This window comes from Bacillus sp. BS3(2021) (assembly GCF_021043345.1).
In the GTDB taxonomy this organism is placed as follows: Bacteria; Bacillota; Bacilli; order Bacillales; family Bacillaceae; genus Bacillus; species Bacillus paralicheniformis.
In genome coordinates this window covers 130,751-152,283 of record NZ_JAJNDM010000002.1, presented here as the reverse complement: position 1 = coordinate 152,283, position 21,533 = coordinate 130,751, and the positions used below count along the sequence as shown (strand labels likewise).

17 protein-coding genes are annotated in these 21,533 nt (G+C 48.8%); 12 read left to right on the top strand and 5 right to left on the bottom strand.

Annotation, left to right across the window (positions count from 1 at the left end):
- The first annotated feature begins 65 nt into the window (after positions 1–65).
- The 3 genes from gabT to gabD are packed head-to-tail and all read left to right on the top strand — an operon-like array spanning position 66 to position 4,173.
- The gene (gene gabT, locus LQ247_RS06090; protein WP_144497707.1) at positions 66–1,379 is read left to right on the top strand and encodes a 4-aminobutyrate--2-oxoglutarate transaminase; all 1,314 of its coding nucleotides are present in this window, start codon (positions 66–68) and stop codon (positions 1,377–1,379) included.
- A gap of 33 nt (positions 1,380–1,412) precedes the next feature.
- Positions 1,413–2,804: an APC family permease gene (locus LQ247_RS06085; protein ID WP_101561616.1), complete on the top strand. Its 1,392-nt coding sequence runs from the start codon at positions 1,413–1,415 to the stop codon at positions 2,802–2,804.
- Positions 2,779–4,173: a succinate-semialdehyde dehydrogenase gene (gene gabD / locus LQ247_RS06080; protein WP_035337201.1), complete on the top strand. Its 1,395-nt coding sequence runs from the start codon at positions 2,779–2,781 to the stop codon at positions 4,171–4,173. Before LQ247_RS06085 ends, gabD begins: the two co-directional genes overlap by 26 nt.
- A 44-nt stretch (positions 4,174–4,217) precedes the next feature.
- Here the strand turns inward: gabD and LQ247_RS06075 are convergent, their stop codons facing one another.
- Positions 4,218–5,102: a DMT family transporter gene (locus LQ247_RS06075; protein ID WP_231005726.1), complete on the bottom strand. Its 885-nt coding sequence runs from the start codon at positions 5,100–5,102 to the stop codon at positions 4,218–4,220.
- 162 nt (positions 5,103–5,264) lie between these two features.
- Here LQ247_RS06075 and LQ247_RS06070 point away from each other — a divergent pair, with 162 nt between their 5' ends.
- Positions 5,265–5,756 (top strand): hypothetical protein, encoded by a 492-nt coding sequence (locus LQ247_RS06070; protein ID WP_026580557.1) that lies wholly within the window; start codon positions 5,265–5,267, stop codon positions 5,754–5,756.
- Positions 5,757–5,803: 47 nt separating this feature from the next.
- On the opposite strand, the gene LQ247_RS06065 is transcribed toward LQ247_RS06070, so the two are convergent.
- From LQ247_RS06065 to LQ247_RS06055, 3 genes are read right to left on the bottom strand one after another with little or no spacing between them, the layout of a single operon-like run.
- On the bottom strand, positions 5,804–6,448 hold the full coding sequence (locus LQ247_RS06065; RefSeq protein WP_231005724.1) for a YcnI family copper-binding membrane protein: 645 nt from the start codon (positions 6,446–6,448) through the stop codon (positions 5,804–5,806).
- A 2-nt stretch (positions 6,449–6,450) separates the two neighbouring features.
- Positions 6,451–8,097 carry a copper resistance protein CopC gene (locus LQ247_RS06060; protein ID WP_035339236.1) on the bottom strand — a complete coding sequence of 549 codons (1,647 nt, stop codon included), beginning with the start codon at positions 8,095–8,097 and terminating at the stop codon, positions 6,451–6,453.
- Positions 8,098–8,116: 19 nt separating this feature from the next.
- Positions 8,117–8,689 carry a DeoR family transcriptional regulator gene (locus LQ247_RS06055; protein ID WP_039073212.1) on the bottom strand — a complete coding sequence of 191 codons (573 nt, stop codon included), beginning with the start codon at positions 8,687–8,689 and terminating at the stop codon, positions 8,117–8,119.
- 261 nt (positions 8,690–8,950) lie between these two features.
- Here LQ247_RS06055 and nirB (LQ247_RS06050) point away from each other — a divergent pair, with 261 nt between their 5' ends.
- The 5 genes from nirB (LQ247_RS06050) (at position 8,951) to cobA (ending at position 17,870) form a co-directional block, all read left to right on the top strand.
- Complete coding sequence (gene nirB / locus LQ247_RS06050; protein ID WP_231005722.1) at positions 8,951–11,254, top strand: nitrite reductase large subunit NirB; 2,304 nt, start codon at positions 8,951–8,953, stop codon at positions 11,252–11,254.
- Position 11,255: 1 nt separating this feature from the next.
- Positions 11,256–13,415 carry an assimilatory nitrate reductase catalytic subunit NasC gene (nasC, locus tag LQ247_RS06045; RefSeq protein ID WP_231005720.1) on the top strand — a complete coding sequence of 720 codons (2,160 nt, stop codon included), beginning with the start codon at positions 11,256–11,258 and terminating at the stop codon, positions 13,413–13,415.
- Positions 13,416–13,528: 113 nt separating this feature from the next.
- Positions 13,529–15,949 (top strand): nitrite reductase large subunit NirB, encoded by a 2,421-nt coding sequence (gene nirB, locus LQ247_RS06040; protein ID WP_023857922.1) that lies wholly within the window; start codon positions 13,529–13,531, stop codon positions 15,947–15,949.
- A gap of 30 nt (positions 15,950–15,979) precedes the next feature.
- On the top strand, positions 15,980–16,300 hold the full coding sequence (nirD, locus tag LQ247_RS06035; RefSeq protein WP_020450192.1) for a nitrite reductase small subunit NirD: 321 nt from the start codon (positions 15,980–15,982) through the stop codon (positions 16,298–16,300).
- Between the two features lie 109 nt (positions 16,301–16,409).
- A complete protein-coding gene (gene cobA, locus LQ247_RS06030; RefSeq protein WP_231005718.1) occupies positions 16,410–17,870 on the top strand; it encodes a uroporphyrinogen-III C-methyltransferase in 1,461 nt (486 codons plus the stop codon).
- 25 nt (positions 17,871–17,895) lie between these two features.
- Here cobA and LQ247_RS06025 read toward each other — a convergent pair whose 3' ends face one another.
- A complete protein-coding gene (locus LQ247_RS06025) occupies positions 17,896–18,576 on the bottom strand; it encodes a GntR family transcriptional regulator (RefSeq protein WP_023857920.1) in 681 nt (226 codons plus the stop codon).
- Between the two features lie 227 nt (positions 18,577–18,803).
- On the opposite strand from LQ247_RS06025, the gene LQ247_RS06020 reads away from it, so the two are divergent.
- From LQ247_RS06020 to tsaA, 3 genes are all read left to right on the top strand, one after another.
- Complete coding sequence (locus LQ247_RS06020) at positions 18,804–20,444, top strand: SLC13 family permease (protein ID WP_023857919.1); 1,641 nt, start codon at positions 18,804–18,806, stop codon at positions 20,442–20,444.
- Positions 20,445–20,588: 144 nt separating this feature from the next.
- Positions 20,589–20,984 (top strand): 3-hydroxyacyl-ACP dehydratase FabZ family protein, encoded by a 396-nt coding sequence (locus tag LQ247_RS06015; RefSeq protein WP_023857918.1) that lies wholly within the window; start codon positions 20,589–20,591, stop codon positions 20,982–20,984.
- A 15-nt stretch (positions 20,985–20,999) separates the two neighbouring features.
- Positions 21,000–21,464 carry a tRNA (N6-threonylcarbamoyladenosine(37)-N6)-methyltransferase TrmO gene (gene tsaA, locus LQ247_RS06010; RefSeq protein WP_023857917.1) on the top strand — a complete coding sequence of 155 codons (465 nt, stop codon included), beginning with the start codon at positions 21,000–21,002 and terminating at the stop codon, positions 21,462–21,464.
- Positions 21,465–21,533 lie beyond the last annotated feature (69 nt).

Genomic DNA, 21,533 nt, shown 5'->3' with positions numbered 1-21,533 from the left:
GTACTTTTCATCATACCAAAAAATATTCAGAATTATAAGAAATAAGAGTGGGGGAGAGATTTTTTATGAGTCTGAACACAAAAGCATTCACAACGGAAGATTGGCAGGCCAAACGGGATCAATTTGTGGCAAGGGGTGTCTCCAACGGAAACCGTCATCTGGCCGCTAAAGGGGAAGGGGCCGTTTTATACGATATTGACGGGCGCCGTTTTATCGATTTTGCCGGGGCGATCGGTACATTAAATGTCGGGCATTCACATCCGAAAGTTGTAGAAGCTGTCAAGCAACAGGCCGAACAGCTCATTCATCCGGGTTTTAACGTCATGATGTATCAGGCCTATATCGAATTGGCGGAAAAACTTTGCCGGCTTGCACCGGGCTCACACGAGAAAAAAGCGATTTTCCTGAACTCGGGGGCGGAAGCCGTAGAAAACGCCGTGAAAATATCCAGAAAATATACGAAGCGTCAAGCAGTCGTTTCTTTTACCCGCGGATTCCACGGGCGCACAAACATGACGATGAGCATGACGAGCAAGGTAAAACCATACAAATTCGGATTCGGCCCTTTTGCACCTGAAGTATATCAGGCGCCGTTTCCTTACTACTATAGAAAACCTGAAGGGATGACTGATGAAAGCTACGATGACATGGTTATTCAGGCATTTGACGATTTCTTCGTCTCGTCTGTTGCTCCGGAGACGGTCGCTTGCGTTGTCATGGAGCCGGTGCAGGGAGAAGGAGGATTTATTATTCCTTCCAAACGGTTTGTGCAGCATGTCGCAGCCTTCTGTCAAAAACACGGCATCGTTTTTGTCGCCGATGAGATCCAAACAGGCTTTTCCAGAACAGGCAAATATTTTGCGATTGAGCATTTTGATGTCGTTCCTGATCTTGTGACGGTGTCAAAATCGCTGGCTGCCGGTGTTCCGCTCAGCGGTGTCATCGGCCGGGCGGAAATGCTTGATGCGGCGGATCCGGGGGAACTCGGGGGCACATACGCCGGAAGTCCGCTTGGATGCGTAGCCGCTTTGGCAGTGCTCGATATTATCGAATCGGAACTGCTCAACAAACGCTCTGAAGAAATCGGCAAAGCCATTGAAGAGCGAGCGCATGAATGGAAGGTGAAATATCCGCAGATTGGGGAAGTTCGCAGACTTGGCGCGATGGCGGCGCTTGAAATTGTCCGGGACGAAAAGACACGGGAGCCGGACAAAGCCGCTGCGGCCAAGATTGCCAAGTACGCCAATGAACACGGCCTGCTCTTGTTGACGGCAGGTATCAATGGCAACATTATCCGTTTTCTGTCTCCGCTTGTTATTACTGATGAATTGCTTGAGGAAGGGTTCGGCATCATCGAAGAAGCGCTGAAACAGCTCTAGTTTGACATCTTCTAAAGGAAGGGGCGGATATAGATGGGTAAACAGCAAATGAAAAAAACGATGTCGCAGACGGATGTGCTATTTTTAGCAATCGGGGCTATGCTCGGCTGGGGCTGGGTCGTCCTTTCCGGCGACTGGATTTCGACAGCCGGTTTTTTGGGCAGCACCATCGCATTTATCATCGGCGGCATACTGGTCATCTTAATCGGGTTAACATACGCGGAGCTGTCTTCTGCCATCCCTGAAACGGGGGGCGGCTTGATTTTCGTCTACAGGGCGTTTGGCCGGAAAACGGCTTTTGTCGCCGCTTGGGGTGTGCTTTTCGGCTATGTTTCGGTGATCACATTTGAGGCGGTCGCATTGCCGACTGTCATCGATTACGTCCTGCCTGTCGAACATCAAGGGTTTCTCTGGTCGCTTAGCGGCTGGGACGTGTATGTCACTTGGGTGTTGATCGGTTCAGGGGGTGCGGTCGTCCTGACCGCGCTCAATTACTTCGGCGTCAAGCCGGCCGCGATTTTTCAGTCGGTTTTTACGATCGCGATTATCGCCACGGGCTTTCTCCTTTTGGGAGGCGCTTTGGTAAACGGTAATGTTGAACATATGCAGCCCCTTTTTAAAGACGGATTCTCCGGGATGATGTCCGTCCTCGTCATGATTCCGTTTCTGTTTGTCGGATTTGACGTCATCCCTCAGGTTGCGGCTGAAATTAATGCCCCGAAAAAAATCATCGGCAAAATTTTGATTATTTCGATCGTCAGTGCGGTCGTGTTTTATTTGCTGATTGTTTTCGGCGTGACGATGGGACTGTCAGAAAGCGAGCTTGCAACGACTTCTTTGGCGACCGCGGATGCCATGGTCAATCTGCTCGGGAACCAGCTGTTCGGCACGGTGCTTGTCCTCGGCGGAGTCGCCGGCATCATTACAAGCTGGAACGCATTTATTATCGGTGCGAGCCGCATTCTGTTTGCCATGTCTGAAAAAGGCATGGTGCCGAAATGGTTCGGTTTCATCCATCCGAAGTATAAAACGCCGACGAACGCGATTTTGTTTCTGGGAGCGCTGGCATTTTTTGCACCGCTGCTCGGGCGCCCTGCCCTTGTTTGGATCGTCAATGCAGGGGGAACAGGTATTATAGTCGGATATTTGATCGTGTCGATTGCATTCATGAAGCTGAGAAAGACAGAGCCGGATTTAAACAGGCCGTATAAAATCAATAAGTGGAAAACGACGGGTATATCTGCTATCCTCTTAAGTGTTATCTTTCTTGCCTTTTATTTGCCAGGCATGCCGGCCGCGCTCACATGGCCGTATGAGTGGCTGATCTTGGCAGGATGGACATTGATCGGTTTTCTTTTATACAACAGCAGTTCAAAACGTAAAGGGGAGGAGATTCAACATGACCAGCATGCTAGAAGTATATAATCCTGCGACTGGAGAAAAAATCAAATCGGTTCCCCAGCAATCTGCAAAGGAAGTCGAAGAGGCAGTCGTACGCTCGCATGAAGCATTTCAAAAATGGTCGAAAACATCGGCTTCAGAACGAGCGGGCTTACTGAAAAAATGGTTCGATTTGATTGTGGAGCAGAAGGACGAGCTGGCAAAATTAATTACGCTTGAAAACGGCAAGCCGTACGCTGAAGCACAGGGAGAAGTCATATATAGCGCAGGCTATATCGAATGGTATGCGGAGGAAGCAAAACGCATCTACGGAAGAACGGTTCCCGCATCTGTGACGAACAAGCGCATCATCGTCACGCGCCAAGGGGTCGGTCCTGTTGCGGCGATTACCCCGTGGAACTTTCCGGCGGCGATGATCACGAGAAAAGCGGCGCCAGCCTTGGCGGCGGGCTGTACTTTTATCATCAAGCCGGCGCCTGACACGCCTTTAACGGCGCTTGAGCTCGTTCGCCTCGGCCACGAAGCGGGCATTCCGAAAGACGTCCTTCAGTGTGTGATCGGCGACGGAAAAGAGATCGGTTCTATTTTTACAAGCCATCCGCTGATCCGCAAGATTACGTTTACCGGGTCAACGCCTGTCGGCAAACATTTAATGAAAAACAGCGCCGAGACGGTGAAGCATGTGTCAATGGAGCTCGGCGGCCATGCTCCGCTGATCGTTGATGAAGATGCCAACATCGACCTCGCCGTTAAACAGACGATGCTGTCGAAATACAGGAATGCCGGACAAACGTGCGTCTGTGCAAACCGTCTGATCGTTCATGAATCGGTTAAGGATGAATTTGCAGAAAAACTCCGCGCGGAAGTCGCCAAGCTGAAAGTCGGAAACGGACTTGAAGAAGGTGTATCAATCGGCCCGGTCATCAATAAAAACGGCTTCCAAAAAATAGTTGACCAAATTAATGACGCGGTGAATAAAGGGGCAAAAGTTCTCATCGGCGCCGAATATGAAAGCGATGATGAGAAATCATGCTACTTTGTCCACCCGACAGTGCTGACGGATGTTGATCCTTCAATGACGATCATGCATGAGGAAACATTCGGTCCCGTTGCGCCGATTACGACTTTTAAAACGCTGGACGAAGCAGTCAAGCTCGCCAATGATACGCCTTACGGTTTAGCGGCATACTTCTTTACGGAAAACTACCGCCGCGGCATCTATTTATCCGAAAATCTTGATTACGGCATTCTCGGCTGGAATGATGGCGGACCGTCAACCGTTCAGGCGCCTTTCGGCGGCATGAAGGAAAGCGGCATCGGACGCGAAGGCGGACAGGAAGGCATCGAGCCGTATTTGGAAACAAAATATTTGTCTATCGGTTTGGATGAATAACAAGACAACATGAAAACCCGCCCGCATATCCACGGGCGGTTTTTTTACGCTTTCACTTGTTCAGCGTTCATTTTATTCTTTTTGGGCTGATAGGAAATATAAAAAATGCCCAGCAGAAGCAATGCGATTCCGGCCCAGGAAACAAGAGGCAGCGATTCCTTGACAAGCACGGTTCCTAAAAGCGACGCCGTGAGCGGTTCAGCCAGCGACAGGGTCACCGCTGTTGAGGCGGGTACTTTTGCCAATCCTGTCGTAAATAACAGGTACGCGGCACCGGTTGCAATGACGCCGATATAGAGGCTGACAGCCGATCCCTGAACCGATAAGATCCAGCTCAAATCGTACAGAAACAACAACGGGGCAAGCAATACAGCGCTTAAAAAGAACACGGTGCCTGTGACAGCCTCCGGCTTCTGCTGTTGCAGGAGCTTTTTGCTTGTCAGCGTATAGACGGCAAAGGAAAGACCGGCGCCGAGTGCGAGCAATATGCCGAGAAAGCTCCCTCCCGATGAGGCGGAAGGGATGAATAACAAGGATACGCCTGCTATCGCTGCAGCCGTTGCGATCCACCATTTCGCTTGGGGTACTTTTTTGAACACGAGCCATTCGAGGCAGCCGGCGATAATCGGAGCGCTGCCGATGGCGACGACCGTTCCGACGGCGATCCCTGAGAGACTGACAGCTGAAAAAAAGAAAGGCTGATAAAATGCCATGCTCAATGCTGCGATAATCAGCGTTTTAACGGGCCAGCCGCTGCGTTTTAATTGACCGCGCAAAGCCGCGAACAAGAGCAGGGTGATGCCGCCGACCGCCATTCTGACAGCGCCGAACATAAGAGGCGCCGCTTCTTCAGGCGCGAACGCCTGGGTTGTTCCCGTCGTTCCCCATAAAATGGCCGCAAGCAAGACAAACAGAATCGATACTTTCATACTCCGATCTCTCCCTACTCAATCATTCAGAACTTTTTCTATTGTAAGATAAGTTTGTTAATTTTTGAATCACCGTATTGGAAATTTTCCTGCAAAGAGGATATTTTCAACGCTGGCCGAATTCATATAATGCCCTAAAACAATTAAAGTCGGAGGAAGCGGATGAAAAAACGAACAGTTTTATTATTTTTGGCGATCTTGGTTGCGGGTTGTGCGAGCGCCCAAGAAAATGATGAACAAACCAAATGGGTGAACAGCGAACAGGAAGCGATTGAGGACGGTATTCGTTACGAGAACATCACAAAAGACGATATTATAGACAAAATCGATTTAAACGGCGAACAAGTCGTCGTTTTTCGATTCGGCGATTCGGAGGGAGAGGGAATTTGCCTCGCTCACATCAAACGGGAAAACGGCAAATATCAATGGTACCGCGACTTAAATTACGCAATTGTAAAATCGGATCACCCGAAAACGGAGAGTGCGGAAGCTTCTTCACCGTTCACAACGCCTAAGGGAAGCAAGTACACGTTATATACAGGGGATGCCGCTCGCCTGAATGGAACATTTGAGACTGATGACGGGCTTCATTTAGAGGCGGTGGTCGACCAAAAAACGGGCATGTATTATCAGATCGTGCGGGATTCGAACTGAAATGGGCACAAAAAGGCTGTCGGGATATTCCCGACAGCTTTTCATTTTTACGCTTTCTTTTTGCGCACTGTCAAGAGCAGCGCAGCACCCCCAAGAAGCACGGCGAGGATCGACAGGATGAGGGAAGCGGTTTGAATCCCTTGTCCGGCTTGACCGTCTTCGTTTTCTGCGGCTGTGTTTTGTTTCGTTGAAGCGCCGTGTGCGTCAACCGTTTCGTGCCCGAGCTTTGCAGCATCGACAATGCTTGTGATCGCATGCGGGGTATCGGCGTTTTCATCGCCGGTCCACTCGACAATCGTGTCGTCTTTATAATATTGGTAAGCGTTCCAGGCGGCCTTTTGTTCTTTGTCAGGGTTTTTGGCGGTGAAAGTAAACTGTTGGAATTCACCAGGCTGAATGCCGCCGTTTTCGGCTTCCCACGTCACCCTTGTCACTTTCTCGTTTTTACCGGTTTCAGTGCTTGTTTTCCAGCCTGGCACCGGTTCATACTGCTGAAATTCAACACCGTCTGGCATGCTGAGAACGACCTTGGTTGTGGCGTTGTCTTTTTCAACCGGTACTTTGACGGTGTATGTTTCCCATGAGCCTGCTGCTGATTCTGCCGGTTTTACCGTGACATGTGCGCTGACAGGCACGGAGAAAAGCAAAAATGATGCTAGGATTGCACCCAGCCATAATGTTTTTTTAAACATAATCAAAACTCCTTTTTATTAATTTTTGCATTGAAAACCGTTCTGATCTCCTCAAATGACGCCGTTAACCCGTGAACGCGGATTTTCCAGATGCCGTCTTCGCTTAAATTTAAATTTTTCGTTTGAAAAACGCCGTCTTTATTTTTGCTGAGGCTGAACGTGCTCTCCTTGTCATCCCCGAAAAGCCCGGTTTTCTCAACGGTTAATTCGATTTTTTGAATATCTTTGACGACGTCTCCTTTTCTGTTTCTGACTGTGACTTCAAACGCATTTGAGCCCGGCATGTTCGGGCTGATTCGGAGCGACAGCGTGTTTCCTTCCGTCAATTGCTTCGTCTCACTGAAAGGCTGCGGCAGCGGCGCGGGCGGACTTGGAATATTGGTGAAAACAGCCGTGGTCACCAGGATGAGAAGTCCGACCGCCCATTCAGCCTTCAGCGAACGGGCGCCCTGCTGTTTCGGCGCTTTTCTAAAACGGAAATAGTGTAATGCCCCGAGTCCGATCATGAGAAGAACGAGGGCCGCTTTTACAAGGAGCGCTTTTCCGTAAGCCGTCCCTAGCAGGTTATCCAGTGTGTGAACAATGAAGAAGCTGTTGAAAAGGCCCGAGAATATCAGAAGCCCTGCAGAAGCGAGCGCCCATGGCGAGAAGCGCCGAATGGTTTCCCATATTAAACTTTTGTCAGGCTTCAGCCAGTCTTTTCCGAAAAACAGCACAAACATCGCGAGTCCGCCCGTCCAAATGGAAGCGGTATTCAGATGGATGAAGTTCATCGCGATTGTCATATAGCCGGCGCTCGTCGAAGCGGCATGGCCGTCGAGCGATTTGACGAACAAAAGTCCGGCAAAAAGGAACAGGCTCAAGATCGCGCTCTTCAGACCTTTTCTGTTCGAACAAAAAACAAGCAAGGCGATGATGGCGATGTTGATCAGCCACAGCATTCCGCCCGTCGTATTCAGAAGCGTTTCTTGCAAAAGCGAAGGCTGGAAAGCCCCGATCCAGGAAACGCCCGCGTTTACTTTGGTTTGCAGGGGCAGCTGAATGATGATGGCGGCCCCTGTCAATAAGAGCGCCGCATTCTTGATCCGCTTCAGACGGCGCCGTTTGCCACCCGGCCAGCCGTTTTCAGGGCGGTACCATACGAGCTGAAAGAGAGCGGCCCCCATGAACAGGGAGAAACCGGTATACAAAAGGACGCGTTCCATGACGGTATCGGCTGCCGGCAGGCCTGATGCTTGTTTTTGCTGATCTTTCGGCAGCCCGCCTTGAATGTTTCCGATGCTGAAAGGAATCGTGCCTGATACGGGATGCCCGTCTGCGGATACAGCTCTCCATTCGGCCGAGTAGATATCATCCTTCAATTTCGGTTTCAGCATGACGGTCATGATTTTGGCGTTTTGCGGATCGATTTCCGTTTTGCCGGAATCAACGCGCTCACCCGACGAATTTCTGACCGTTATCGAATGAAACCCGTTCTGAATCGCTTCATTGAATTCGATCTTGATTTCTGCAGGCGCTTTTTTCAGCTCCTGATTTTCAGCGGGAGTTGATTTTACGATATATGCGTGAGCAAAAGCGGCTTTTGGCAGCAGAATGATACAAAGAACAGCGAGAACTGTCCAGAGTGTTGCTCTTTTCATCACATTCATCCAATCTTTTAACAAAATTTCACGTCTTCAGGCTGCAGCAGCTGTTCTTCATCGTTTTCTGGACGAGAAGCGCGGCATCGTCAAACGATAACAGCTGCCCGCCAAAGCCTTTTTTGAATTTCCGTGCATCCGCTTCAGAAGCGAAAGGGATCGCCTGCGGCTCGCAGCAGTTCAAATGAAGATTCGTATCCAGCAAAAAGACGGCGGCTTTGGCGCTGATCGTCGTATCTAGCAAAAAATCCCTGCAGATTATCTGTGAGACGTCATCTTTCACTTTCTCATAGCGAAGCATTGCGCAATGGGCACAACAAAATTGTTCAATTTGACTGTCGTTTTTTACAATTTGCACGGAAAGCCTCGAGCCTGCCCCTTTTCCGCACACGACGCAAAGCTGCCCAAGCTGCTGCTTCGGCTTGTTTAGCGTGATTCCGCCTGCCGTCTTGATGACCTGTCCGTTTTCAACAAGCGGTTTAATGTCGCGGTAAACGGTCATTTCAGAGACGTTCAGCCTTTTCGAAATTTCTGAAATGCGCAGAGATTCTTCTTCTTTGACCCACGCCAATATCTGCTGTCTTCTTTTAATCGGTAGCATTCTCCTCCTCCATTCCTTATGTTCTTTACTTATAAGCCTAGTAGATTGCAGGAAAAGAAACAAGCAGAACGTGATAAAAAATGTGATAAAATGTTGAACTTTAACATCGGCGGCCAAAGCCGTTAAATCGTCATCAATGAGTACTGGTCAAACCGTCCTGTTTCTAAAATTTTTTGTCAGGAAATGTAACAGGTTTGAACGCTTTAGCGATGCAATGTGAAATAATAATCCAGAGCAAAGCTGCAGAGAGGAGGGGAGAAAATGGGGAAACAAAGGCTGGTTTTAATAGGAAACGGCATGGCCGGAGTTCGCACGGCCGAAGAAATTTTACAACACGGCGGGAACCAGTTTGAGATCGTCATCATCGGCAGCGAACCACACCTCAGCTATAATCGGATTCTGCTGTCTTCTGTCCTTCAGGGAGAAACGGATTGGAACGATGTGATGACAAAAAGCCGGAGCTGGTATGAAGAAAACGGGATTACCCTTTATACAGGGGAAACGGCTGTCGCAATCCATACGGTTAAACAGACGGTGGCGACAGATCAAAACCGCGAAATCTCTTATGACAAACTGATTATTGCGACGGGCTCTTCCCCGTTTATTCTCCCGGTTCATGGTGCAGACAAAGAAGGGGTATATGGTTTTAGAACAATAGACGATTGCCGGGCATTGATAAAGGCATCAAAGCGGTTTAAAAAAGCGGCCGTTATCGGCGGGGGAATTTTGGGCCTTGAGGCGGCGCGAGGGTTGGCAAACCTCGGGATGAAGGTTGATGTGATTCACCACTCTTCCTGCATCATGCAGAACCAGCTTGATCCGCCGGCATCTGCCATGCTCCAGAAAGAGCTGGAGCACCAAGGGATTCATTTTCATTTGGATAAAGATACAGAGGCGATTTTAGGAAGATCCCGCGCCAAGGGTGTGCGGTTTAAAGACGGGACGAAGATCAGCGCCGATCTCATCGTCATGGCTGCCGGTGTCAGACCGAATATCGAACTGGCCAAGGCGAGCGGTATTGCAACAAACCGGGCGATCATCGTCAGCGACTATATGGAGACAAATGTTCCAAATGTCTACGCCGTCGGTGAATGCGCGGAGCATAACGGAACGGTCTATGGTCTAGTCAAGCCATTGTTTGAACAGGGGAAAGTGCTGGCCAGACATATTTGCGGGCTCGAATGTGCCGGTTATCAGGGTTCCGTCCAGTCCGCAGCTTTAAAAATGTCCGGCATCGACGTCTTTTCCGCAGGGAAAATCACAGAAGACGACTCGACAACGGCTATTAAACTTTTAGATGAAGTGTCAGGAGTCTATAAGAAAGCCGTCTTTCAAGGGGATAAAATGGCCGGCGTGATTTTATACGGAGACACGAGCGGCAGCCAACGGCTGTTGGAAAGCATGATCAAACAAAGAGATATTACCGTTGTCAAAAAAGAGCTGTTTCAATCTGAAGAAGACAGTGCAGTCGTTTCTATGGCGCTTAGTGAAACGATTTGTCAATGCAACGCGGTTTCAAAAGGCGCGATCATGGAAGCCATACAGACGCACGGTTTAAAGACGGCCGAGGAGGTCAAAGGCTGTACAAATGCTTCCGGATCATGCGGCGGCTGCAGGCCGTTAGTCGAAGAACTGCTGCTCCATACCGCTGAACAGGATGATTATGTATCTGCGGCGGAACAGCCGATGTGCGCCTGCACTTCATTCACGGAAGATGAAGTCGTGAACGAAATACAGATAAGAAATCTTTCTTCCGTTCACGAAGTCATCTCGGCGCTCGGCTGGAAAAACAGCAGCGGCTGCCGGATTTGCGTGCCCGCGATTCACTACTATTTAAAAATGATCCGTCCGGACATCATCTATGAGGAGCGCGACAAGGAGACGGATATAATGATTCCGCAAATGTACGGAGGCCGAACGAATGCCGAAGAGCTGAAGCGCATTGCAGAAGTGATTGAAAAGTATCAAATACAAGAGGTGTACATGACACACCATCAGAGATTAAAGCTTGCTGGTATCAAGCCGGAGTATATAGAGCGCGTGAAAGAAGAACTCGGCATGCCGCATTGCCCGCCGCCTCAGCATGGGATCGCCGCGGTTAAAACGTGCACATGCGGTTCACGAGGCGAACCACAGATACAAACATTGGCGGCAGACTTGGAAAAAGCAGCAGAATCCCTCCTCATTCCGGCCAAGGTCTCGATCGGGGTGTCGGGCTGTTTGGATGATTGCGTGTACGCTTCAGTTCATGACATCGGACTTCTCAAAGTAAACGGGGGCTGGGAGATTTATGCGGGCGGCCAAGGAGGCCAGCATGCTTCTCCGGGAGAGCTGCTTTCAGTAGCCGACTCGGCGGAGGAAGCGGGGGAATTCATGAAAGGCCTGCTTCAATATTACCGTGAAACAGCAAATTATCTCGAGAAGGTCGGGCATTGGATTGAACGCGCCGGCATCATTCATATCCGGGAAGTTTTATTTGACAACGGACTTCGCGGCCAGCTGATCGAACGGCTTGAAAAAGAGAAGCGGCTGGCTCAGCAAGAAACGATAAAAGGGCTGATGTGAATTGACAGAACGATTGCTAAAGTACTTTCGCACGAAGCAAAAAGAAGTGCAATCCGAAAAAACGTATGACACCCAATGTCCATTTTGCAGCATGCAGTGCAAAATGCAGCTCATTGAACAGACAATTGTGACAAGAAAAAAATACACGGCGGTCGGAAAAGACAATCCGACGACAAAAGGACGGCTGTGCATGAAAGGGATGAACGCCCACCAGCATGCCTTTCATTCGGAGAGGATCACCCATCCGCTGATCAAAAAAAACGGCGACTTCGTCCGTGTGACATGGGATGAAGCGCTTCAGTACATCAAAGAGCAAGTAACAGCGATCCAGCATGAAGATGGCCGCGATGCTTTGGGTGTATACGGCAGCGCGTCCATTACAAACGAAGAAGCGTATTTGCTGGGGAAGTTCGCCCGCGTCGCCTTGAAGACGAAGCATATTGACTACAACGGCAGGCTTTGCATGTCGGCGGCCGCTACAGCTGCAAATCAAACCTTTGGAATGGACCGGGGGCTGACAAATGCCCTTTCCGAGATCCCCCATGCAAGGGTCATCATCCTCGCAGGTACGAATATCGCAGAGTGCCAGCCGACGATCATGCCGTATTTTGAAGAAGCGAAGCAAAACGGGGCCTACATCATTGTCATCGATCCCCGCGAAACGGCAACGGCCAAGATCGCCGATCTGCATTTGAAAATCAAGCCGGGGACAGACGCCGCGCTCGCAAACGGTATGCTGAAAGTCATCATTGAAGGACAGCTGACAGACGGAGCTTTTCTCAGAGAGAGAGCTGAAGGTTTTGAAGAGGTCAAGCGCCATGTGGCGTCTTTATCACTTGAAGACATTTCGGCCAAAACCGGGATACAAATCGAGCAGATTAAAAAAGCTGCAGTAAAATTTGCCCGTGAGGAGACGGGAATGCTGTTCACGGCAAGAGGGGTTGAACAGCAAACGGACGGAACGGCTGCCGTCAGAAATTTACTGAATATTCTAATATCAACTGGGAAAATCGGCAAATTTGCTTGCGGCTACGGCGCCGTCACCGGACAAGGAAATGGGCAGGGGGCGCGGGAGCACGGCCAGAAAGCAGATCAGCTGCCAGGGTACCGGTCGATTGAAAACGAAGCTGACCGCGCTTATATTGCGGATGTTTGGGGCATAAAAGCTGAAGACCTTCCAGGAAAAGGTGTATCCGCCTATGAAATGATGGAGAAAGTTCATGAAGGCGAAATTACCGGGATGTTTTTAATGTGTTCAAACCCTGTTGTATCCAGTCCGAACGCAGGCTTTGTCAAATCCGCTTTGGGAAAATTAAAGTTTTTTGCCGCCGTTGATTTGTTTCTTTCTGAAACGGCTAGACTCGCGGACGTCATTCTCCCCGCATCATCCTATCTCGAGGACGAAGGAACGATGACCAATCTGGAAGGCAGAGTGACATTAAGGGAAGCCTCAAAACCGTGCCCCGGTGAAACGAGGCATGACTGGCAAATGATTTGCGATATTGCTGCTGCGCTTGGAAAAGGCCGTTATTTCTCATATCGATCGGCAGAGGATGTTTTTAATGAATTAAGAAAAGCGAGCCGCGGCGGAATTGCCGACTATTCGGGCATCACTTATGAACGTCTGAGAAAGGAAGGCGGCATTTTATGGCCTTGTCCCGAACAGGGACACCCCGGGACACAGCGCCTGTTTGAATCATCCTTTGCCCACCCGGACAAAAAAGCGAAAATGTGCGTCGTCCCGAACGAACCAATGATCAAAAAAGATGAACCGACTGAAGAGTATCCCCTTTATCTGACGACCGGAAGGGTGATGTCTCATTATTTAACCGGAGTACAGACGAGAAGGAGCGCTGCACTCAAGGCCAGACACTTTGAATCATTTATGGAAATTCATCCGAAAACGGCGGAAAAATACAACATTAGCGACAGGGTGCTGGTCAGGGTGGAGTCAAAAAGAGGCAGCATCATTGTCAGGAGCAAATTATCGGAAGCAATCAGGCCGGATACCATTTTTGTGCCGATGCATTGGGCAGATTCGCAAAATGTGAACGATTTGATAGCGGAAACGCTCGATCCGTCTTGCAGAATGCCGGGATTTAAGGTTTGCTCCGTAAAAATTCGTCCGTCAGTTGACAATTATGTGAATAAATTGTCATAAAAAGTCATAAAAAGTTTACAAAATTAACTATAATTTGTGATAGTTTTAAAGATGTAAACAGAATACTTGTTTAGGGCGTATAGTGAATTGTTTTGAAAAAGGGGAGGATCATAGTGAAAAAAAAGCAGCTAGTCCTGGTAGGGAACGGTATGGCCGGGGTCAGGGCCGTTGAAGAAATTCTTAAAATTTCAAGCGAAGAGTTTCAGATCACGATTTTTGGAAACGAACCGCACCCAAACTATAACCGGATTCTTCTTTCCAAAGTGCTTCAAGGAGATACGGATGTTAAGGACATTACACTGAATGATTGGGATTGGTATGAAGAAAACGGGATTCAGCTGTATACGGGGGAAGAAGTCGTTAAAGTTGATCCGGAGTCCAAAACCGTCATCACGGATGCGGGAAGAGTCCAGCCGTATGATGAACTGATTTTGGCGACAGGTTCTCTCCCTTTTATTCTGCCATTGCCCGGAGCGGATAAAGAAGGTGTAACAGCATTCCGTGATATCAAGGATACGGATATCATGCTCGAAGCTTCCAAAACGTACAAAAAAGCAGCCGTTATCGGCGGCGGATTGCTGGGACTGGAAGCAGCGCGCGGACTTCTTAACCTTGGCATGGACGTTACCGTTATCCACCTCGCGCCATATTTGATGGAGCGTCAGCTTGATGCAACCGCAGGACGGCTTTTGCAAAAAGAGCTGGAGAAGCAGGGCATGAAATTTTTGCTGGAAAAGCAGACAGAAGAAATTTACGGAGAAACACGTGTCGAAGGCTTAAAATTCAAAGACGGCTCAATGCTTGAAGCCGATTTGGTCGTCATGGCGGTCGGAATCAAGCCGAACGTTCAGCTCGGCAAAGACTGCGGCCTTCCGGTAAACAGAGGAATCGTCGTCAATGATTACATGGAAACCGAAGTTCCCAACATTTATGCTGTCGGAGAATGTGCGGAACATAGAGGCATTGCCTACGGACTTGTCGCGCCTCTTTATGAACAGGCGAAAGTGCTTGCCAAAAAAATCTGCGGCGTTGAAACAGCTCCGTATGAAGGGTCTGTTTTATCAACCCAGCTGAAGGTTTCCGGTGTTGAGGTCTTTTCTGCCGGTGATTTTAATGAGGATGACGGAGAAGACAAAAAAGCGCTTAAAGTGTTTGACGAACAGGACGGAATCTACAAGAAAATCGTTCTGCGCGGCAATCAGGTGATCGGCGCCGTACTGTTCGGAGACAGCAGCGAAGGTAACAGGCTGTTTTCCATGATTCAAAAAGGAGCAGATATTTCAGATACTTCTAAAATTTCAATCTTGCAGCCTTTGAATCAGGAAGAAGGCATGAGCTTGACCGCTGCGATGAGCGACGATGAGATCGTATGCGGCTGTAACGGCGTTTCGAAAGGAATGATCATTCAGGCGATCAAAGAGCAGGGCTGCACATCGACGGATGAAATTAAAGCCTGCACAGGCGCATCACGTTCTTGCGGAGGATGTAAGCCGCTTGTCGCTGAGATTCTTCAGCATACGCTCGGCTCAGAGTTTGATGCTTCAGCACAAAAAGAAGCGATTTGCGGATGTACGGACCTGTCAAGAGACGAAATCGTGGCCGAAATCAGAGAAAAAGGGCTGACCCATACGAAAGAAGTCATGAACGTGCTCGGCTGGAAAACGGCGGAAGGCTGTTCCAAATGCCGCCCTGCGCTTAACTACTACCTCGGCATGATCAATCCGAAGGAATATGAAGATGAAAGAGAATCCCGCTTCGTCAATGAACGGATGCACGCCAACATTCAAAAAGACGGCACATATTCAGTTGTACCGCGGATGTACGGCGGGGTTACCAATTCGAATGATTTGCGGCGCATCGCTGATGTCGTCGACAAATATGAAATTCCGCTAGTGAAAATGACCGGCGGCCAGCGGATCGACCTGATCGGCGTCAAAAAAGAAGATCTTCCGAAAGTATGGGCTGATCTTGACATGCCTTCAGGATTTGCTTACGGAAAAACGCTCAGAACCGTAAAAACGTGTGTCGGCGAACAGTTCTGCCGCTTCGGCACGCAAGACTCAATGGCCCTCGGAATTGACCTTGAGAAAAAATTTGAAGGGCTCTACACGCCTCACAAAATTAAAATGGCGGTTTCCGCTTGTCCGAGAAACTGCGCCGAATCCGGCATTAAAGATATCGGTGTCGTCGGCATCGACGGTGGCTGGGAAATTTACGTCGGCGGAAACGGAGGCACGCATTTGCGCGCAGGCGATCTGTTAATGAAAGTCAAAACGGCTGAAGAAGTCATCGAAATCACAGGCGCGTATCTCCAATACTATCGTGAAACAGCCAACTATTTAGAACGGACATCTGCTTGGATCGAACGTGTCGGCTTGTCCCACGTCCAATCCGTATTGAATGATAAAGAAAAACGCAAAGAGCTGAATGACCGCATCAATCAAGCGCTGTCTGTCCATAAAGACCCGTGGAAAGACTTTTTGGAAGACGAAAAGACAACAAAACAGCTATTCGAAAATGTTGTCACTTCTTAAAATGAGAAATCAACTTGAGGAGGAATTCACATGGTGAACAAGAACTTAACAAAGGTGTTTGTTTCGAAGATCGGGGATTTGCCGAATCAGCTTGGAAAGACAGTGCTTATCGAGGACAAGGAAATCGCGGTATTCAAGCTTTCAAACGGCAATGTCCGCGCGATTGAAAACCGCTGCCCCCACAAAGGGGGCGTTCTTGCCGAAGGAATGGTAAGCGGCAAATTCGTCTTCTGTCCGATGCACGACTGGAAGATCAGCCTTGAAGATGGCAAAGTCCAAGAGCCTGATACAGGATGTGTTCAGACATACGAAACGGTCGTTGAAGGCGAAGATTTGTATATCGTTTATTAAACGGCTCAAAGACATGTATTGTCAAAAGCCTCAAGGGTCGCTGAATGTGCTCCCTCTTTATTAAAAAAACACGCGTTCACAGAATCGGCAGATGGAAGGATGACAGTTGATGGGGAATGGGAAAGTATATTTTGTCGGGGCCGGACCGGGCGATTCAGGATTGATCACATTAAAAGGAAGAAAGCTGATCGAGGCGGCGGATGTCATATTGTATGACAGGCTCGTCAATTCCCGGCTGCTTGAGCATGCAAAAGCATCATGTGAATTTGTCTACTGCGGCAAGCTCCCGGACCGCCATTATATGAAACAAAGTGAAATCAATGCACTGCTCATTGAAAAGGGGCTGAAAGGCCTCAAAGTGGTCCGGCTGAAAGGAGGAGACCCGAGCGTGTTCGGCAGAGTCGGAGAAGAAGCGGCAGCCGTCAGCGAACACGGCATCCTGTACGAAATGGTGCCCGGCATTACATCGGGAATCGCCGCGCCTCTTTATGCCGGACTGCCTGTGACCCACCGCGATTTCGCTTCATCCTTTGCCGTTGTCACCGCCCATGATAAATCGGGCAAACCGGAAATGAATTGGGAAGGGCTGGCCAAAGGCGTCCAAACCCTCGTCTTTTACATGGGGATCAAAAACCTTGGTTATATATGCGAGCAGCTGATGAAACACGGCAAGTCTCCCCTTGTTCCCGCGATGGTCATCCAATGGGGCACATGGGGCCGGCAGCGGAGCGTTAAAGGGACATTGCAGAATATCAGGGAAAAAATAACCGAGCAACAAATTAAAAATCCCGCGATCATCGTCATCGGCGACATCGTATCATTCAGGCAGAACAGCTGGTTTGAAGAAAAGCCTTTGATCGGGCTGAACATGATGGCGGTCAAAAGCTGTGAAGAAGAACGAGTCCCGGTGGAGACGCTTCGTGAACAAGGCGCTGAAGTTGTTGAATGGCCGAAATGGAAATCACTCGAAACGGTGCCTGACGATACAGTTTTAGATCGAATTGCTTCTTTTGACAGCCTGCTGTTCACCTCAAGTGCGTCACTGCGCAGATTTTTCAGCCGGCTTGCCGCTTTGAAGATCGATGTCAGGGAAATGCGCGGCCGGCTCTACGCTTCAGATCTGCATGTAAAAGCAGCTCTTGAAGAACGGGGATTTTCCGCTTTTCTGCAGGCGGAAATGCCGGTTTCGGACAGCTGTTTGCTGATCGGCAGCCGGGAAGCCGTGCAAAATCAACCGCACTCCGGGTGTGAGGTATTGATTACACATGACAGGATGATCGACAGCCGCTTTACATCGATCATTAAACGGGAGATCGAGGAGTTTCCTGTTGATATCGTGATCTTTGCCAATCGAACATGCGTCGAGCTGTTCGTAAACGAGGCTGAGACAATCGGCCTCCATCCGGAAAAAACGGCTGCCCGTCTGCAGGCGGTCTGCCTCACGGAAGAAGCGGGGAAGAAGGCTGGAGCCGCCGGGTTTCAGCGCGTTCATATTGTGAATGAACGCGACCGCCTTCCTGATATCATCAAAGGGATCAACCGCACAGCCGAATTTGTCTGCCAGAGCTGAAAAAAGCAGGGGTAACCCTGCTTTTTTAGCGTGCGGAACTGCTTCCGAACAACACCTCTTTTAAATAGCAAAGGTCTGCCTCTATATGCTTCCTCATTGATTCGGCAGCCTTGGCGTCATTTCTGTCCTGCATGTGACGCAGAATCTCCTCGTGCTGATTGATGATGTCAAGGGTGCGCGCCGGTTTTTCAAGGTTTTTGCTCCGATAGAAAAAGGTCAGCGACCGCAAATCAAGCAGCTGTTTTTGCAGGCGTTCGTTTTCGCTCGTTTCGATGATGACATCATGAAATTGCGTATTTAGGCGAAGAAGTGCATTGGCCGACTCCGGACTTTGGGTTTCCTGGTGCTTACGCGCTTCAGAGAGCGTTTCGGAAATGAGCTCCAGTGTTGCATTTGAAGCAAGGCGGGTTGCCAATGAAACGGCCAGGGATTCGAGCGCCTGGCGGCATTGGTATATTTCTTCAAGGTCTTTGATTGTCGGTTCATAAACTGTAATTTTTGATTTATCATCTATCGATAATAATCCTTCTTGTTCAAGTGTCCGAATCGCCTCCCTGACGGGGCTGCGGCTCACTTGCAGCTCCTTGGCGATTTTGGATTCGTAGATCCGTTCGCCGGGTCGATATCCTCCTTTAATAATCATATCTTTTAAATAATGATGGACTTGATCATGATAAGAGACTGCACGTTGTATGGAAAACTTCACGCTGTTCACCTCGTTTATTTTTCACTGCGGAAATCACTAATAGTCTAGCAAAAAGAGAGAAATACCATCAACCTAAAATTACCATAATATTGAGTATTTTGTGACAAAAAAGTGTTGACTGCCATTAGCTGTCCGTTATAATTAAGTTATAACTGTCGACAGTCGGCAGCTTACTTTTTATTTACTATTGTAAGCGCTTTATCGATAGAGGGGAAGGGGGATTTTTGATGAAATCAAGCGTTGTGTCAGCATGGGATATGCTTTGGAGATCACACCGGGAAGCAAAGAGGCTGCTTTTGTTCGCCATGCCTGTCAGGGCGGGAAAAGATGCTGATTTAAAGATCAAGTCGGAGCAAACCATGAAGGAAGAAAAGCCGCCGAGCTATAAAACGCCTCAGAAAATCGGACTGCTGCTAGGTCCTGCATTGTTTTTCGCCGTCCTTTTGTTCTTTTTTCCCGAGGGTCTGAGCCATGAAGGAAGAATGGTATTGGCGACCACGTTGTGGGTTGCGGTATGGTGGATTACGGAAGCTGTTCCGATTCCGGCTGCATCATTGCTGCCGATCGTGCTGCTTCCGCTGACCGGGGCGCTGGAAGGGGCAGCTGTCACGTCAAGCTACGGCGATCCAATCGTTTTTTTATTTTTAGGAGGCTTTTTGATTGCACTTGCGATGGAGCGCTGGAATCTTCATAAACGGATCGCGCTTAATATCATTTCTGTAGTGGGAACGAGCACGTCAAGGATCGTCCTCGGGTTTATGGCGGCCACAGGGTTTTTGTCCATGTGGGTCTCAAATACGGCCGCTGTCATGATGATGCTTCCGATTGGAACCGCTATCATTCATCAGGTATCAGCCGTCATGAAATCTGAAAGAAAAGATTTAGCCGGAGAAGAAGCGAAATTTTCAAAAGCGCTGATCTTCAGCATCGGGTATGCGGGGACGATCGGCGGACTCGGTACGCTAATCGGCACACCGCCAAACATTATTTTGGCGGCCAATATTAAGAAGCTGTACGGAGTTGAAGTGTCTTTCGGTGGTTGGATGGCTTTTGCCGTTCCGGTCGTTGTCATTTTGCTTGTAGCGGTATGGCTGTACTTGACGAAAGTGGCGCATCCGATCAAGATGAAGGAGCTTCCGGGCGGAAAAGAATTGATTCTCGAAGAAAAAAGAAAGCTCGGAAAGATGAGCTTTGAAGAAACAATGGTTCTGCTTGTCTTCGGGTTTGCCGCGTTTATGTGGGTGACGAGGACATTTTTATGGGATGACAAAATACCCGGTATTGACGATACAATGATTGCGATATTCGCAGCTTCATTGCTCTTCTTGATCCCTTCGCTCAATAAAGGGGGCAGGGTATTGGACTGGTCGGTTTCGAAGGACTTGCCGTGGGGGATTCTCCTTTTATTCGGAGGAGGCTTGGCGCTCGCGACCGGTTTTAAAGAAACGGGTCTCGCCGAGTGGATCGGCGGAAGGCTTACGGTATTGGATGGATTTAACTTTGTGGTCATTGTTGTTATCTCAGCGGCATTGGTTCTCTTTTTGACGGAGATTACGTCGAATACGGCTACGGCGACTATGATTCTGCCTGTACTGGCCTCGCTCGCTTTAGCGCTGAATGTTCACCCGTACGCATTAATGGTGCCTGCTGCAATGGCGGCAAACTGCGCCTTCATGTTGCCGGTCGGCACGCCGCCGAATGCAATTATTTTCGCATCGGGCAAATTGAAGATCAGCGAGATGGTTCGAACCGGCTTTGTTATTAATATTTTCACACTGATTTTAATCGTCGGAGCTGTGTTCTACATTCTGCCGAATTTATGGGGAGTGGATCTGACCGTCTTCCCGGACAATCTGAAATCGAATTGATGAAGCAAAGCCGGGGGCTTAGACCCCGGCTTTTTGTCATGGTGGAATGTTTGAGCGTTCAGCAGCTTCATTCTGTGTCATCGCGTTAAATAAAAGAGAAAAAAATGAAACTGCGGTATAATCATGTAAAAAAGGATGATCAGCGTGAACAATTCTCTACTGCCGCATCGATACCCGTTTCTATTCATTGACCGTGTTGTTGAGAGCGAGCCGGGAAAATGGGTGAAAGGATATAAATTCATAACGGAAAACGACTGGTTTATCACGGAAAACCAAAAGGAAATGCCATTTTCTATTATCATTGAAGCGCTGGCTCAAACCGCTGCATTTACTGCGCTCAAAGACCCGGCTGAGATCGGCTTTCTGTCTTCGGTGAAAAAAGCTGAATACACCGGCAAGGTCTTTGTGGGAGACAAACTTGATCTTTATTTTGAAGTTTCCCGCTTTAAAAGAGGGTTTTTATTCGGCAACGGAACCGCCTCAGTAAACGGAAAACCGGCAGCGAAAGCGGAGATCGGGATTTTTATGGAAGCGAAGTGAAAGCGGGGGATAAAATTGATAGAATTAAAGCCTGTCGCGTTTGTGAAAAACTTGCGGACTGTGCCGCAGGATGATCATTGGGGCGATGTGATTTCTGAAATTAATTTGGCTGAAGATATTCATCCGGACGCTTTAAAAGGGATCGAAGCATTTTCTCATTTGGACATTATCTTTTACTTTCATCAAGTAAAAGAGGATCAAATACAATATCAGGCGAGGCGCCCGAGAAACAATCAAAACTATCCTGAGACAGGCATTTTCGCCCAACGGGGAAAAAACAGACCCAACAGGCTCGGCGCAACCGTTGTGACACTCCTTGAAAAATCCGGGAGCAAGCTTGTAGTGAAAGGGTTGGATGCGATTGACGGAACACCTGTAATCGATATCAAACCGGTAATGAAAGAGTTTCTTCCGAAAGGGCAAATCATACAGCCGAAGTGGTCGGAAGATTTGATGAAAGTATATTGGCATGACAGCTGATTGATAGAAAAAAACCTCTCAACACCTTTTGAGAGGTTTTTTCATGCTTGTACGATAAAAAGAAGGATA